13 protein-coding genes and 1 pseudogene are annotated in these 15,577 nt (G+C 46.3%); 11 read left to right on the top strand and 3 right to left on the bottom strand.

Annotated features, from left to right (window positions below):
• The first annotated feature begins 86 nt into the window (after positions 1 to 86).
• The 5 genes and pseudogenes from EKM94_RS05895 to EKM94_RS05875 form a co-directional block, all read left to right on the top strand.
• Complete coding sequence (locus EKM94_RS05895) at positions 87 to 665, top strand: restriction endonuclease subunit S domain-containing protein (RefSeq protein WP_125598926.1); 579 nt, start codon at positions 87 to 89, stop codon at positions 663 to 665.
• Positions 658 to 3,873 (top strand): type I restriction endonuclease subunit R, encoded by a 3,216-nt coding sequence (locus tag EKM94_RS05890; RefSeq protein WP_125598923.1) that lies wholly within the window; start codon positions 658 to 660, stop codon positions 3,871 to 3,873. The genes EKM94_RS05895 and EKM94_RS05890 overlap by 8 nt, the downstream gene beginning before the upstream one ends.
• A gap of 29 nt (positions 3,874 to 3,902) precedes the next feature.
• Entirely contained in the window at positions 3,903 to 5,078 is a 1,176-nt protein-coding gene (locus EKM94_RS05885) for a restriction endonuclease subunit S (RefSeq protein ID WP_125598920.1), read from the top strand.
• Between the two features lie 15 nt (positions 5,079 to 5,093).
• Positions 5,094 to 6,728, top strand: coding sequence for a type I restriction-modification system subunit M (locus EKM94_RS05880; protein ID WP_125598916.1), 1,635 nt, complete (start codon positions 5,094 to 5,096; stop codon positions 6,726 to 6,728).
• Between the two features lie 19 nt (positions 6,729 to 6,747).
• A pseudogene (locus tag EKM94_RS05875) lies at positions 6,748 to 7,287 on the top strand (restriction endonuclease subunit S); the annotation flags it as partial.
• On the opposite strand, the gene EKM94_RS05870 reads toward EKM94_RS05875, so the two are convergent.
• The 3 genes from EKM94_RS05870 to EKM94_RS05860 form a co-directional block, all read right to left on the bottom strand.
• Entirely contained in the window at positions 7,273 to 8,199 is a 927-nt protein-coding gene (locus EKM94_RS05870; protein ID WP_125599012.1) for a site-specific integrase, read from the bottom strand. The pseudogene EKM94_RS05875 and the gene EKM94_RS05870 sit on opposite strands and share 15 nt — an antisense overlap.
• Positions 8,200 to 8,405: 206 nt before the next feature.
• Entirely contained in the window at positions 8,406 to 9,092 is a 687-nt protein-coding gene (rpiA, locus tag EKM94_RS05865) for a ribose-5-phosphate isomerase RpiA (protein WP_125598913.1), read from the bottom strand.
• On the bottom strand, positions 9,089 to 9,394 hold the full coding sequence (locus EKM94_RS05860; RefSeq protein WP_125598911.1) for a GNAT family N-acetyltransferase: 306 nt from the start codon (positions 9,392 to 9,394) through the stop codon (positions 9,089 to 9,091). Before EKM94_RS05860 ends, rpiA begins: the two co-directional genes overlap by 4 nt.
• Before the next feature lie 364 nt (positions 9,395 to 9,758).
• Here EKM94_RS05860 and EKM94_RS05855 point away from each other — a divergent pair, with 364 nt between their 5' ends.
• The 6 genes from EKM94_RS05855 (at position 9,759) to gltX (ending at position 15,549) form a co-directional block, all read left to right on the top strand.
• Positions 9,759 to 10,298, top strand: a complete 540-nt coding sequence (locus EKM94_RS05855) for a dCTP deaminase/dUTPase family protein (protein ID WP_125598908.1) — start codon at positions 9,759 to 9,761, stop codon at positions 10,296 to 10,298.
• Between the two features lie 126 nt (positions 10,299 to 10,424).
• Complete coding sequence (locus tag EKM94_RS05850) at positions 10,425 to 10,949, top strand: hypothetical protein (RefSeq protein ID WP_125598905.1); 525 nt, start codon at positions 10,425 to 10,427, stop codon at positions 10,947 to 10,949.
• A gap of 113 nt (positions 10,950 to 11,062) precedes the next feature.
• Entirely contained in the window at positions 11,063 to 11,257 is a 195-nt protein-coding gene (locus EKM94_RS05845; protein ID WP_125598902.1) for a hypothetical protein, read from the top strand.
• 5 nt (positions 11,258 to 11,262) lie between these two features.
• A complete protein-coding gene (radA, locus tag EKM94_RS05840) occupies positions 11,263 to 12,669 on the top strand; it encodes a DNA repair protein RadA (protein WP_125598899.1) in 1,407 nt (468 codons plus the stop codon).
• A gap of 90 nt (positions 12,670 to 12,759) precedes the next feature.
• Positions 12,760 to 13,890, top strand: a complete 1,131-nt coding sequence (locus EKM94_RS05835) for a PIN/TRAM domain-containing protein (RefSeq protein WP_125598896.1) — start codon at positions 12,760 to 12,762, stop codon at positions 13,888 to 13,890.
• Between the two features lie 168 nt (positions 13,891 to 14,058).
• Positions 14,059 to 15,549, top strand: a complete 1,491-nt coding sequence (gltX, locus tag EKM94_RS05830; protein WP_125598894.1) for a glutamate--tRNA ligase — start codon at positions 14,059 to 14,061, stop codon at positions 15,547 to 15,549.
• The last annotated feature ends 28 nt before the right edge of the window (positions 15,550 to 15,577 follow it).

Genomic DNA, 15,577 nt, shown 5'->3' with positions numbered 1-15,577 from the left:
TTCCTTTTTGTAGAAACTATGCTAGAATAAAATCATGATAATGAAAGCGGTCAAACAATAGGAACAAAGGGAAGGCGGAGCGATCGATGAAGAAATTGACAGCAATGATTGAACTAATCAGTGGCACACCTCAATTTCGTATTACGGAGACGTCAGATGAGGAAGCACCGCTTTATCAAATCTATGGTCAAACGGAGCTTGAAGCCGACATTGTTGGTCTTGATTCTAATCGGAGCGAGGTGAAGCAAGTGCGCACGTGGGATCGATTAGTCACCGCCAAGTCAGGTGAGCTTGTGCTAAGTCTGATTTCTGGGCAAGTGGCGTGCGTGCAGCCGCGTCACGCTGGTTTTCTCTTGACCCAGAATTATGTCAAGCTGCAGCCGATCGTGTCAATTGATTCGAATTATCTGCTTTATCTGTTGAATGAGGACCCCCATATTCTCCGGCAATTACAACAAGGGCTCCAAGGTTCGACTATTCTTCGCTACAGCCTCCGTCAAATCAAAGATTTGACCTTACCATCGTTACCCGATACCCAGCAACAAAAAGCAATCGGTGATGTTTACGTCAGTCAATTACGGTTGGCAGCTTTAAAACGTCGCGTTGCTACTTCGGAAACCAAGATCATTCTAAAGAAATTAAGGGAGTTAAACACAAATGAATGAAATCAAGTTTGAAAATGAACTGATTCAATATTTGACTAGTGGCACGATTACAGGATCTGCTGTGAAGCCGCAAATTGATGATTTCTCAGGGAGCTATATCGTTAAAACGAAATTATGGCAGTATGAACCGGAAATCAAAAGTACTATCCAGCTTTGGGCTAACTTTAAACTAATTTTGGAACAGCATAACCGGAACACTTTAGAGCACCCTCTCAGTGTGGTTGAGTTTGATCAGGTCAAGAAGATCATTTCAGGATTACGAACCCCCTATGAGGCGGGGCAGTTCTTGTACGGCCTCAACGGCGTTTCCCAGATTGAAATCGACCTCGATGATGGCCGGCACGTTTTCTTGACCGTTTTCGACCAGAAACAGATTGGGGCTGGAGATACAATTTATCAGGTGGTCAACCAGATTGAACGTCCCGCTGTGATTAGTGGCAAACAAGACCGTCGCTTTGATACAACCTTATTGATCAATGGGCTACCGATCATTCAAATTGAAGAGAAACGTGACACTCATGATGTCAACGAGGCTCTGAATCAGATGCAGCAATATGCTGATGAGAATCAGTATCATGATATTTTCTCCACCTTGCAGATTTTGGTGGCGATTACTCCAAATAATGTTAAGTATATGGCGAATACCACAGCGGACAAATTCAATAAAGATTTCGCCTTTAATTGGCAACGTAATTCCGCGGCTAATTCCAAGGATGATGACAGTGGAATTGTGCGGGGTTGGCGGGAATTCGCGGATTCAATGTTATCGATCCCGATGGCGCACCAAATGGCGACCAACTATATGATCCTTGATGGTACGAAGAACAAGCAAATGCTAAAAGTCATGCGACCGTACCAAGTTTATGCCACTCAAAAAGTAATCGAAGGTCTGAAACACGCTGATTTCGATATGGGCGTCAATAGAATTGGCTATATCTGGCACACAACTGGTTCCGGTAAGACAATCACCAGTTTCAAAACCGCCTGGCTGGCCAGTCGCATGCCCAATATTGATAAAGTTGTCTTCGTGGTGGATCGAATCGCACTGACCAAACAGACCAACGAGAATTATCAGGCTTATGATCCTGATGCCAGTGCTGATGCCGTTGGTAGTGTTCAAAGCACCGATAACACCACAGATTTAAGCCGTAAATTACGCTCGAAAGATAATAATATTATCGTCACTTCGGTGCAAAAATTAGATACGCTGGTTAAACGAAAATCCTTTAAATCGCCGAATAAACATATTGTTTTTATTGTCGATGAGGCCCATCGATCTACTGGTGGCGACTCGTTCAAGCGGATCCAGTCGGCTTTCCATCATGCAGCTTGGGTGGGGTATACCGGCACACCGATGTTTGATGAAACAACGACTGGCTTGCGGACGGAAGATATCTTTGGACCATTACTGCATGCCTACACGATTCGTCAAGCAATCGCCGACCATAACGTATTGGGTTTCAAGGTCGATTTCGAAACCACCATCAATGAAGAGAAGATGAAGGCGAAATATTTACCCACCTTTTATCATGAGCAACATCCAGACTGGACAGAAGCGGCGATTCAAGATAAAATCGCCAATCTGACCCAAGATGACATGGACGATGCTGTCGAGCCAAGTTTCTATGATGAGAACCTCGAGCATGTGCAGGAAGTTGTCCGTGATATCTATCGGAACTGGTGGAACCGTTCCAGCGAAGGCCGCTACAATGCGTTGCTGACCACTCATGTAGGTGGTGGCAAGGCCAGTACACCAATGGCGATGATGTATTTCAAGGAATTTCAACGGGTCAATCAGTTAAACGCCGCTAAAGGAGAACGTGTTCTGAAAGTTGCTGTGACCTTCAGCCAGAATTCCTCCAATAATGACAGCATGTTGGCCACCAATCGTGGTTTGTTCGATGCGATCAAGGCGTATAATCATGAGTTCGGGACTAGTTTCGAAATGAATGATGTTTCTGGCTATACTCAAGATGTTACTTCACGCTTAAATCGTTCAGCTAGCGACGGTCAATATCTAGATTTGGTCATTGTGGTCGATCAATTGTTGACGGGCTTTGACGCGCCTGAGCTGAATACCCTTTACGTCGATCGGACTTTGAAAGGGGCCGCCTTGATTCAGGCATATTCACGGACCAACCGAATCGCGGATCTAGAAAAGAAGCCGTGGGGGCGAGTGGTCAATTATCGTTGGCCAGCCCAGAACGAAAAGCTGATGAACCAAGCGCTGGCTATTTATGCCAATAAGAACTCGGCTAGTCTTTCCGATGAAGACCGACGTAAGCAGAACATTGATGACGGGGTAACCGCACCTGATTTCCCTGATGTCTTTGCTAAAGTCAAACAAACGGTTAAAAAATTGGCTGATTTGACCCGTGATTTCACTCAGTTACCACCTTCAGAAAAGCAGAAGGATTACATGTTTGATTTGCTGCGGGATTATAATCAGGGGATGTCCCAGCTAAAGCAATACAATCCAGACGAAAATCCTGATAATGATGATGGCTTTGATTACAGTAATCCCACAGCAATTTATGAAGGGTTAGGGATGACGCCCGAGCAAGAAGTTAGCTTGACCACCGTCCTTGCCAATGAATTGAAGACACATCTTGCGAAGAAGCAGAAGGTTTCGATCCAACAGATTGACTTACAAATGACGCACATTAAAGACGTTAAGGTTGATTACGATTATTTGACTGAACTGGTTGAACAATTATTGAATCAAGTTCATGAAGGTAAGACTGAAGAGGCCAAAGAAACACAAGCTAAAATTACCCAATTTGCTAATGGCTTGGCTGATCGAATCAACGCGGCGCGCATTATTAATGCCGCGGTTGCAATTATCAATGGCCATTATCCACCCGCTGGCGCGCACTTTAAGTATCCGGCTAAATTGAAGGATAGCGAAGTGATTATTCAAGAAGCCAATACGTTAGTTTTGGAACGGACCTTACTTGATTTCCGGGTCAAATGGGGCATTACTGATATTATTTCTGGGCAGGGAATGCGCGAATTATTTAGCCGTCATCATTGGCAGACCCAGGACCTAGATGATACCGGCCAAATCACCACCATCATTTCGCAAGCGTCCCAACAATATCGCACGTTGGCCCACGATCCAGCCGTGCAAAAATTATCGAAAATCAAATATCGGAACAAGTTACGCGAAGCTATCTATGCTTTGGCTGATGAACTGTTGGAACAATAATTAAGGTCACTTCTGGAAGGAGCACAAAAATGAACGAGAAAAAGAAAAATGTTCCACAGCTACGCTTTCCCGGGTTCACTGATGCTTGGGAACAGCGTAAGGTTTCAGAACTAGCAGACCGCTATGATAATCATCGAGTTCCAATTACAGCATCCGAACGTGTAGCTGGGGGAACACCTTATTACGGTGCAAATGGTATTCAGGATCATGTTGAAGGTTTTACTCATGATGGTGAATTTATTTTGGTTGCAGAAGACGGTGCGAATGATTTGCAAAACTACCCTGTTCAATATGTTGATGGTAAGGTTTGGGTCAACAATCATGCCCACGTTCTTCAAGCTAAAGAAGAAACAGCGGACAACAAATTTTTGATGAACGCTTTGAAACATACCAACATAGAACCCTATTTAGTTGGCGGCGGACGTGCTAAATTAAATGCCGATGTCATGATGAAGATTGATTTTAAAGTTCCGACATTACCTGAACAAATTCAAATTGGTAAGTTTTTCGATAATCTCGACCATCTCATCACCCTTCATCAGCGTAAGCTTTCTGACCTGAAAAAACTGAAAAATGGGTTACTTCAGAAAATGTTTCCCAAAAATGGGGAGAAATATCCTGAGATTCGTTTTCCTGAATTTACTGACGCTTGGGAACAGCGTAAGTTAGGGGAATTAGGAAAAATTTATACAGGCAACACACCAAAAACATCTGATTTAGATAATTGGACGGATAATAAACAGGGGCATATTTGGATTACACCAACAGATATTGATAAATTAATTATGTCGGATTCAGACAGGCATTTAAGTGAGCAAGGTTGGTCTAAGGCTCGTAAGATACCTGAAAATTCTGTTTTGATTACTAGTATTGCGTCAATTGGGAAGAACACAATCAACGCTGTTCCTGTAGCTTTTAATCAGCAAATTAATGCAATCGTTCCAGAAAAAAATGATTCTTATTTTATTTTATCGGCAATGATAAAAGACACAGCTCGTTTTGCATCAGTGGCTGGTCAAACTGCAACGGCAATTATCAATAAAACCACTTTTGAAAAATTTCAGATTGCAACACCAAGCTATGAAGAACAACAAAAAATCGGTTCTTTCTTCAAACAACTCGACGACACTATTACCCTTCATCAGCGTGAGCTGGATCATTTGCAATTACAGAAGAAAGCGTTGCTGCAACAAATGTTTGTTTAAAAAAGGAGAATGACAATGAACGATTTACAATCAATCACTTCGAAACTTTGGGCCATGGCCAATGAACTCCGCGGCAATATGGACGCTTCTGAGTATAAGAACTACATTTTGGCTTTTATGTTTTATCGTTATTTATCAGAACACCAAGAGCAGTACTTGATCAACAACCATGTACTCGATCTGGCTGAGGGTCAATCGGTTAATGAAGCTTATTTGGAAGAAGCCAATAATGCAGAATTGAAAGACTATTTGAAAGACATTTCTTCTAGCTTGGGTTATGCGATTGCGCCGGATGACACGTGGGCATCTCTAGTGTACAAGATTGACAATAGCCAGGTTATCCCTAGCGACTACCAAACGATTTTCAATAATTTCAATGAGAACGCGGAACTCAATGCAAATGCTGTTCAAGATTTCCGCGGCGTCTTCAATGATGTTAATCTGGGGGATTCCCGGTTGGGGTCCTCGACCAATGAACGGGCCAAGTCTTTAAACCGAATCGTAAAGCTGGTCGATACAATCGAGTTTGTTGGGCAGGATGGAGAAGATATTCTCGGTTCGATCTACGAATACCTGATTGGACAGTTTGCGGCCTCCGCCGGAAAAAAAGGTGGCGAGTTCTACACACCGCATGAAGTTTCCAAAATTTTAGCGAAGATTGTCACTGAGAATTTACAGCCGTCAGATCAAACATTCTCTGTTTATGACCCTACCTGTGGTTCTGGCTCGTTATTATTGACAGTCCAAGGTGAGGTCCCCGGTGGTGATAAAGCCGGCGCCATTAAGTTCTACGGTCAAGAGAAGAATACAACGACTTATAACTTGGCACGGATGAATCTGATGATGCATGGGGTTTCCTTTAATAACATGACCTTGTCTAATGCCGACACGTTGGAAAGCGACTGGCCTGATGGACTTGACGCGAAAGGTGTGGACCATCCGCGTAACTTCAACGCTGTTGTTGCTAACCCACCTTACTCAGCACACTGGGATAATAGCGAATCCAAACTGAAAGACCCTCGCTTTAAGGATTATGGCAAATTGGCACCGAAGACGAAGGCGGATTATGCCTTTGTGCTCCACAGTCTTTATCATTTGAATGAGAACGGCACGATGGCAATTGTTCTACCACACGGCGTTCTTTTTCGTGGTGCGGCTGAAGGTACAATTAGAAAGAACTTGATTGAGCACCAAACGGGTAATCGAATCTATGCCGTAATTGGGCTCCCCGCAAACCTGTTCTACGGCGTGACCATTCCGACAACAATCATTGTGTTTAAGAAGAAGCGGACAACCAAGGATATTCTCTTCATTGATGCCTCGAAGGAGTTTGAAAAGGGCAAGAATCAGAACCATTTGACCGACGCGAATATTGAGAAAATCATTCACGCTTACCACGAGCGAAAAGATGTGGCCAAATATGCCCATCTGGCGTCCATTGAAGAAATTCGGGAAAATGAATACAATCTGAATATTCCTCGCTACGTGGACACCTTCGAAGAGGAGGAACCGATCGACTTAAATGAAGTTAACCGGATGTTGGCTCAAGATAAGCAAGAAATTGCCGATTTGGAAGCCAAAATCGCCGAACAATTGAAGATTTTAGGGGTTGAAACGACCCTCGGTGAGCAGGTGAAACCGAAAGAGTAGCACTGACGCTTGGGAAGAGCGTAAGTTCTTAAATTTAGCTGAAGTAAGACGAGGCTTAACATATAAGCCATCCGATGTCCAAAAATATGGTGTTAGGGTTCTTCGTTCTTCCAATATTGCAGAAGATACTTTTTTAATTAAATCGGACGATGTCTTTGTAAATAAAGAGGTAGTTAAAATTGACAACGTGAAAAATGGGGATATTCTTATCACTTCTGCAAATGGATCTAGCCGTTTAGTTGGTAAGCATGCTTTGATTGAAGGGATTGAAAATGATACTGTTCATGGTGGATTTATGCTTGTCGCAAGGGCTGAAAAACCGGAATTTGTAAATGCTATTATGAGTTCTTCCTGGTATAGTAAATTTATAAACATTTTTGTTTCTGGTGGGAATGGGGCAATTGGTAATCTAAGTAAATCGGATCTCGAAGATCAAAAGGTTTATGTTCCTAGTGAAATAGAACAAACTAAAATAGGATTATTCTTTAAGGGGCTCGACGATACTATCGCTCTTCATCAGCGTAAGTCGTTAGCTAGACTTTATTTAGCTCAAACCTGAAAGGGAACGCATAACGAGGTCAACGTCTTGATTTTCCAATTCTTGAATAATGTGCAGATATGTTTTCTGAGTTGTTGTCATACTGGCGTGGCCCAGTCGTCGCGCGACACTGGCGGTTGAAACGCCGGCAAATAGTAAAAGCGAAGCGTGGGTGTGACGGAGGCCGTGAATTGAAATAACCGGCACTTGAGCGCGCTCGCAAGCACGTTTTAAAATATCATTTACCGTTGAATTGTATATTTTGCCTGAACCGGTCAAGAAAATGGGTTGTTCCTCAGGAAGACCTTTGATCAACTCTGAAAATTGGATCACGGTTTGCCAATCGATTTGGATTTTACGAACGGATGATTGATTTTTCGTCGGTAAAAAACCACCGCCGCCTTTGTAATTCCAAGTTTTATTGATTGTCAACATTTGGTGGGCAAAGTCAAAGTCTTTAGGGGTCAAGGCCAGTGCCTCCGAGAAACGCATCCCAGTTTTGGCGACCAGGAGGATGAACCAATCCCAATTGACCTCGGCTGTCAGGTGTAAAGTACTTAGCATTGTTTGCAATTCAAACTGGTTTAAATATTTAGGCTTCTTTTCGCGTGGGGTTTTCCCCTTAATTATCGCCTTGCGCGTTGGATCCCGATCGATGAGACCTTCATCCACCGCATCTAAGATGGCGCCCTTAATTTGATGATGGAAGTCCATCGTGGTTTGCCGCTCATGTTCCTGGGCATAATCGTTCAACATTTGCTGATAAGCGATGCGCGTTAACTCGCACATCTTCAAGTTCGGAATTAACTTGACCAGCCACTTGTAAGTCATTAAATATTTCGCCATGGTGATTGAGCGAATGGCACCTTCCTTATAGACCGTGATCCAACGTTTATAGTAAAGATAAAATAATTCATTCTGATCATTTTCCATTGTCACAGGTGAATCCTCCTTAGATTGTTAGCTAACGACCTAGGCTGATGAAGGGTTGGATGGTTTTGGCAGCTGGATCAGTAACTTGACCGGCCGATTGCAGATTACTTCTAAAAGGCCTTGCAACTGATTGTTATTGAATCGGCTGCAAGGTCTTTTTCAACTAAAAAAACACATCGCGCTGGCGATGTGTTTTGAGAATCGAATTAGCGTGGTGCTTGTAAGACTTCGGGGCCAGCGGGATGACCAACGACGACGGTTTTGGCGACGTCCAAGAAGAGGCCGTGTTCCACCACGCCGGTTTGGTGATCCAGCCATTCGCCCAGCACGTGGGGGTGGGGAATATTGCCGATGTGCAGATCGAGAATGTAGTTCTTGTTGTGGGTCAAGAAGAGTTCGCCGTTTGCTTGGCGGCGTAGTACGGGGTGCAGATCCTCAGCCTCTAAACGTTGTGTCAGCTTAGCTAAACCGAAGGGAATCACTTCGATTGGTAGCGGGAAGGCGCCTAGTTGGGGCACGATTTTGCTTTCGTCGACGATCCAGAGGTTGCGGCGAGAATTCAAGGCCACGATCTTCTCCAAAAGCAGCGCGCCACCGCCACCTTTGATTCCTTGGAAATCGGCGCTGATTTCATCGGCGCCATCAATGGTCAGATCCAAGGTCGGCGCGTCATTCAGGTCGATCATTTTGATGCCCAATTCGCTGGCTTGCTTGGCCGTGCGCGATGAGGTGGCCACGGCGGTTAGCTGCAAGCCTTCCGCTTGGACCCGGCGTGCGACTGCCTCCACCAAATAAAAAACAGTTGAGCCCGTGCCTAAACCTAACATCATGCCATCTTCAACATAAGTTGCGGCTTTCTCAGCGGCGATTTGCTTCATTTGATCTGCGTTCATTGTTCGTATTGTGCTCCTTCAGGATTTTTATAGTAAACATCGGCGTATTCAGCCAGCCGATCAAATTCTTTCTTCGCATAAGGACAAAGCGGTAAAATCTGCTTGCCCTCACGGCGCGCCAGCTCGACCACCGCCGCGACTAATTGGTGGGCCACACCCTGTCCCCGCAGTGAAGGGTCGACAAAGGTGTGATCTAGCGCATAGACTGCGCCATCCTTAATAGGTTGATAAGTCACTTCTGCCAGTAAATGGCCCTGCTGATCCACTTGGTAGAAACGACCAGGTTCAAATTCGAATGCCATGAAATTCCTCCTTTGAAATGCGTTGGCCACCCCGGCTCCCTACGCTTGGCTACACAATTGGTTCGGCAGCAAAGTTCAGCTTCCAAACCAATTGCTAGGCAAAGGCTCAGAAGCTAGTCGGGGGCGGCTTGCACTCTGGTTTGTAGACAGATCTGACAACGATAATCTTGGAGCACGATCAATTGATCTTGATTCCATTTTACCTTAATTTGGAAGTTAACGATAGCGCCAGCCTGGGAATAATGGCCACCGCTGAATAAAGTTAAAGTTTAGACAAAGACCGCGACTTGATGCGGTCAAGTTGGCGGTTTCATGGTATGATAGATACTTGGATAGCTATCGATAATGGAGGCGTTTTGGTTTCATGGGTGAACGAAGATTTGAAGTGGTTTCTCGATTTAAGGGTGCAGGGCTGACCTTGCCACAACGGCAAACAACGCATGCGGCTGGGTATGATTTCGCGGCGGCGGAAGACTTTTTGCTGCCATCAATCTGGAAAATGAATTTTGTTAAAATGTTTCGTAAAATCAACAACGAGCATGAATTGATGACCAAGGATTTCCAACGGGCCGAGCAGTCGTTGCGACCATTGCTGGTGCCGACTGGAATCAAGGTGACCATGCCGACCGATGAGGTATTGTTGCTGGTCAATCGCTCCAGCAGTCCATTGAAGCGTTTCTTGAGTTTGCCTAATGGGGTAGGCGTGATCGACGCGGATTATTATAATAATGAAGCAAATGAAGGCGAGATCTTCTTTCAACTGATCAATTTCGGGATTCGCGACCAGCTGATCAAGAAAGGTGATCGTTTGGGGCAAGGGATTTTTGTCAAGTATTTGACCACTGATGACGATCAACCGGCTGATCAGAAGCGGCAAGGCGGGTTTGGCTCCTCGGGACGTTAGTTTTTTTGTTTGGTTTGTAGGGGGTTCATTCTTGATTCTTGACTTGATTGCGGATTTTAGTGGGTGTTGCGCGTGAGCGCAACCGGCTGGGACTGCTGTTGCGGACTGGAACGTGGTGGGCATCGTTTGAAGCCAATTCCAAAAGCGGGAATTGTCTTCAAATCGAGCCTTGTCCTAAGCGGCAAAGCCGCCAAGGACAATTTCACCACTGAGCCGCGCAGTCCCAGCCGGTTGCTGGGCCGAATTGAGCCTATCTGCAATCGAAGTGAAGGATTTGACGAAGTGCTTTTGCGAGCCAGAGGTCAAACAATCCCCCCTTTTTGGGTGGTACGGCAATGCCAACTGATTCGGATTAGTTGGTTGGTACAGTTTGCATTATTTAAACATCTTTACCTGTTCCATAAACAATTATCGGTTAAATCGACCGATTCGGTTGATTCATCGAGACTTGTCTTAGTTCATCATGCAGACTGCGCTGGTGTCACCAATTCAAAGCTTGTGACCACTAACCACGGTCGTCAATTGCGTGGTTCTCCATCAATCGGCCATAGCTTGTCGGTCGGCGGGAGTGCTCAAACGACTGTTATAACGTTGAGCGGCTGGAGCGGAGCGCTTCGGGGTGAGATCGCCGTGAAATGGGTGAGAGTGTGAACCGACCTGGGTAGCTTCTGAGCATTAGCCTAGCAACTATTTTGGAGGCTGGGCCTTGCCTCCGGAATAGTTGCGTAGCTAAGCGGAGGAAGCTAGGTCGGTGAACACGTTTAGTGGCTCTGCCGCTTAGGACAAGGCTCAGCTTTGAGATTCGCGGGTTTTGCGAAGCTCAAAGTGACGCCCACAGCGAGCTCACCCCGAAGCGCGCAGCGCAAGCTGCGGACAAGCTATTTTCAGATTGCCCCAAGCCAGGCCGTCATCGCGCAGCGTGGCTGTGGAATGATCAGAATACATTAGATAGGAGTTGAGGTCCATGGCTAAAATCAAAACACAGTACGTTTGCCAGAATTGCGGTTACACCGCGCCCCAACATTTTGGCCGCTGCCCGAATTGCGGCGCTTGGAACCAAATGGTCGAAGAGAAAGTCGCGCCGGTCAGCACCCAGGCGACCCCGAGCCGCCGAGCCAGCTCCAATGGCGATAGTCGCAGTAAACCGCAACTTTTAGGCGAGGTCAGCTTGGCGCAAACACCACGCGTCACTACCGAAATGCCGGAGCTAAACCGTGTTTTGGGTGGAGGCATTGTGCCCGGTTCGTTGATTTTGATCGGCGGCGATCCTGGTATTGGCAAGTCCACTTTGTTGCTCCAAGTTTGTGGCCAACTACAAGAAACTGGCGAAAAGGTCCTTTATGTTTCTGGTGAGGAAAGCGTGGCCCAGATTAAGCTCAGAGCTTCGCGTTTAGGGGTCAAAGGTGCTAAGCTGTACTTATATCCAGAGACCAATATGACTCAGATCCGGGCGACGATCGCCGAATTGGATCCGAAGTATGTGGTGATCGATTCGGTCCAAACGATGAACGAGCCGGAACTAAATTCGGTGGTCGGGAGTGTTTCACAGATTCGTGAGGTGACGGCGGAGTTGATGCAGATCGCCAAGAACGAGCAACGGACCGTTTTCGTGGTGGGCCATGTGACCAAAGATGGCGCCATTGCTGGTCCGAAGATCTTAGAGCATATGGTGGATACGGTCTTGTATTTCGAAGGGGATACGCACCACGCGTTTCGAATCCTACGTTCGGTCAAGAACCGGTTTGGCTCAACCAATGAATTAGGGATTTTTGAAATGCATGAGGATGGCCTGCAAGAAGTGGCGAATCCGTCACAACTGTTCTTAGAAGAACGGCTAGCAGGTGCGACCGGTTCGGCGGTGGTCGTGGCCATGGAAGGGACCCGGCCGATCTTGGTTGAGATCCAAGCGTTGATTACGCCGACGATGTTTGGTAACGCCAAGCGGACGGCGGCGGGGCTGGATCATAATCGAGTGGCCTTGTTGATGGCGGTTTTGGAAAAACGAGCCAACTTGATGTTGCAGAACCAAGATGCTTATTTGAAAGCGACTGGCGGGGTCAAATTGGACGAGCCGGCGATCGACTTGGCGATGGCGTTGGCGATCGCCTCCAGCTACCGCAACCAAGAAATCGCGCCAGATGATTGTTTCGTCGGAGAAATCGGCTTGACCGGTGAGATCCGCCGGGTCAATCGGATCGAGGAGCGCTTGAAAGAAGCGGCTAAATTAGGGTTCAAACGAGCTTTCGTGCCCAAAAACAACTTGGGTGGTTTGAAGATTCCTAAGGAAATCACCGCTGTTGGTGTCAGCACGATCAAGCAGGCTATTTATTTGGCGTTTCAGGATCAGCCCCGAGGTGACCAAACTGATTAGGCTCGACTAGTCGCGTCGCGTTGTCTGTTTCAGGTGATAGTTTTTTATTTTTAGTGCGGTCAGTTCGCAACTTGAAAGGAGGTGAATGAAATGAAAAGAAAAAGAATCATAACCCAAGTGATCTTAGCCGTTGCCGGCGGTTTTGTCGGCTATTCCTTTCTGCCTTTATTGTGGCAATTATTTGGTTGGCAGAACAGCGCTTGGTTGAACACCCCTTGGATGAATTCCTTGATCGGCATCGTTATTTTCTATTTACTGTCTCTAGCAATTATTGATCCTTTACTTGCTTCTTTGGCAAAAACGGAGAAGCAGATCTTGAATGTCAATCCAAGTAAGATTTTGTTTGGCTCTTTGTTTCTTTTGATCGGGTTGTTATTGGCGAATGTGATCTCGATTCCCCTATACAAAATCAACATTGTCCTGATCAACACGTTCCTGCCGATTCTGTTGATGGTCATGTTAGGCTATTTAGGTCTGCGGATCGGGTTGCAAATGGAAGATTGGCGGAAGCTCTTCACCAAGAAGAAACCGAGTAATGACGTTGAAAATCTGATCTATGATCGCAAACCAGACGATAACTTCCACAAATACAAGTTATTGGATACCAGCGTGATCATTGACGGCCGGATTCACGAGCTGGTCAAAACCGGGTTCGTTGAAGGCGTCTTGCTGGTGCCGGGTTTTGTGGTCCACGAATTACAACTGATCTCCGATTCCGCGGATAGCTTGAAGCGGGCGCGGGGACGGCGTGGTTTGGATATTTTGAACGAAATGAAGGCTGATCCCGAGGTCAAGATCGAGAATTATGATGGCGACTTTGATGATTTGACCGAAGTTGATAGTAAGCTGATCAAATTAGCCAAATTATTGGATGGCATTGTGGTGACTAACGACTACAATTTAAATAAGGTTTCCGAGTTCCAAAATGTGCCGGTTTTGAATATTAATCAGCTGGCCAATGCTTTGAAACCCGCTGTCCTCCCAGGTGAAAACATGGTAGTCAAGGTGGTCAAGTCGGGAACCGAGCGTCAGCAAGGGGTCGCTTATCTGGAAGATGGCACCATGGTCGTGGTCGAAGATGGCCAATACTACTTGAATAAAGAAATCAAAGTGGTGATCACCAGCGCTTTGCAAACAGCGGCGGGGCGGATGATTTTCGCCAAACCGCAACACGCACAACATGGCATCACTGAGCACGGGCCGAAGTCCAACAAGAAATAGGACGGGCGCAGGCAAGTTTATTTTCTGACGGGTCTTGAGTTTGATCTTGGTCGGGCGCAAGACCATTTCCATGAGAATTCGGCTTTTTTTAAGGGGAGCCTTGTTTTAATCGGTAAAAGTCGTTACACTAGAAACTGGTATTTTTTCAGAAAAGGAAGTATGGCAAACATGGCAAAGGATGAAATTCGCGTTCGTTATGCGCCTAGTCCAACTGGACATTTGCATATTGGCAACGCTCGAACAGCGTTATTCAACTATTTATTCGCACGACACAACAAGGGCAAGTTCATTATTCGGATCGAGGATACCGATACGAAGCGGAATATCGCTGGTGGCGAACAAAGTCAGTTGGAGAACTTGACTTGGTTAGGCATGGATTGGGATGAAGGTCCTGATATTGGTGGCGACTACGGTCCTTATCGGCAATCAGAACGGATGTCGATCTATCAACCGCTGATCCAGCAACTGATCGACGAAGGCAAGGCTTACGAATCGTACAAAACCGAAGACGAGCTGGAAGCTGAACGGGAAGCACAACGCGCCAACAATGAAATGCCGCACTATGTTTACGAATATGCTGGCATGACCGATGCGGAGAAAGCGGCGAAGATCGCGGCGGCGAAGGCTCAAGGGCTCCAACCAGTGATCCGGTTCCACGTTCCTGAAGGTCGGACTTACCAGTTCAACGACTTAGTTAAGGGAAAAATCAGTTTTGAAGCGGAGACGGTCGGCGGCGATTTCGTGATCCAAAAGCGGGATGGCATGCCAACTTATAACTTCGCGGTGGTCGTTGACGATCATTTGATGAAAATCAGTCACGTGTTACGTGGTGATGATCATATCGCCAACACCCCTAAGCAATTAATGGTCTATGAAGCGTTCGGCTGGGAACCGCCAATTTTTGGACATATGACGCTGATCATTAATGCGGCAACCGGTAAGAAGCTCAGCAAGCGGGACGAAAGTGTGCTGCAATTCATCGAACAATATCGGGAATTGGGCTATTTGCCAGATGCCATGTTTAATTTTATCGCCTTGTTAGGCTGGTCACCTGTGGGTACGAATGAAGTTTTCAATCGTAAGGAATTGATCAAAGAGTTTGACGAGAAGCGTTTGAGCAAATCGCCAGCGGCTTTCGACGCTAAGAAGTTGGAATGGGTCAACAATCAGTACGTGAAGAAGGCCGACAGCGAGACGATCACTGATCTGTCCCTGCACGCCTTGATCAAGGCTGGTAAAATGCCAGCGGATCCGCAACCCAATGAGATCGAATGGGCTCGGCAATTGATTGCCCTGTACAAGGATCAAATGAGCTATACGGCGCAGATCACGGAATTGTCCGACTTGTTCTTTGAAGAACCTGAACAGTTGGATGAAACGGCGATGCAGGAATTAGTTGATGACAGTGCTTTGCCAGTTTTGCAGGCGTTTCGGGCTGGCGTAACGCAGATCACGCACTTTACTTCCGTGCAGATCATGGCGGCAGTCAAGCAAGTGCAAAAAGATACTGGCGTTAAGGGTCGCAAGTTGTATATGCCGATCCGGATCGCGACGACACGCTCGATGCACGGGCCACAATTAGGCGAGTCGTTGGAATTGCTAGGCCGCGACAAAACTTTGAAGCACATTGACCAGACTTTGGCGCAAATGAAAGGCTAATGACGGTTTATCTGCCGCAAGTTAAGGT

The organism is Lapidilactobacillus achengensis, from assembly GCF_003946655.1.
Taxonomy (GTDB): Bacteria; Bacillota; Bacilli; order Lactobacillales; family Lactobacillaceae; genus Lapidilactobacillus; species Lapidilactobacillus achengensis.
Note: the sequence above shows the minus strand (reverse complement) of the source record. Positions and strands in the feature narration are given on the sequence as shown.

Coding starts and splice junctions, on each gene's coding strand:
- EKM94_RS05895 (WP_125598926.1), top strand. CDS start 87: ATGAAGAAATTGACAGCAATGATTGAACTAATCAGTGGCACACCTCAA.
- EKM94_RS05890 (WP_125598923.1), top strand. CDS start 658: ATGAATGAAATCAAGTTTGAAAATGAACTGATTCAATATTTGACTAGT.
- EKM94_RS05885 (WP_125598920.1), top strand. CDS start 3,903: ATGAACGAGAAAAAGAAAAATGTTCCACAGCTACGCTTTCCCGGGTTC.
- EKM94_RS05880 (WP_125598916.1), top strand. CDS start 5,094: ATGAACGATTTACAATCAATCACTTCGAAACTTTGGGCCATGGCCAAT.
- EKM94_RS05870 (WP_125599012.1), bottom strand. CDS start 8,199: ATGGAAAATGATCAGAATGAATTATTTTATCTTTACTATAAACGTTGG.
- rpiA (WP_125598913.1), bottom strand. CDS start 9,092: ATGAACGCAGATCAAATGAAGCAAATCGCCGCTGAGAAAGCCGCAACT.
- EKM94_RS05860 (WP_125598911.1), bottom strand. CDS start 9,394: ATGGCATTCGAATTTGAACCTGGTCGTTTCTACCAAGTGGATCAGCAG.
- EKM94_RS05855 (WP_125598908.1), top strand. CDS start 9,759: ATGGGTGAACGAAGATTTGAAGTGGTTTCTCGATTTAAGGGTGCAGGG.
- radA (WP_125598899.1), top strand. CDS start 11,263: ATGGCTAAAATCAAAACACAGTACGTTTGCCAGAATTGCGGTTACACC.
- EKM94_RS05835 (WP_125598896.1), top strand. CDS start 12,760: ATGAAAAGAAAAAGAATCATAACCCAAGTGATCTTAGCCGTTGCCGGC.
- gltX (WP_125598894.1), top strand. CDS start 14,059: ATGGCAAAGGATGAAATTCGCGTTCGTTATGCGCCTAGTCCAACTGGA.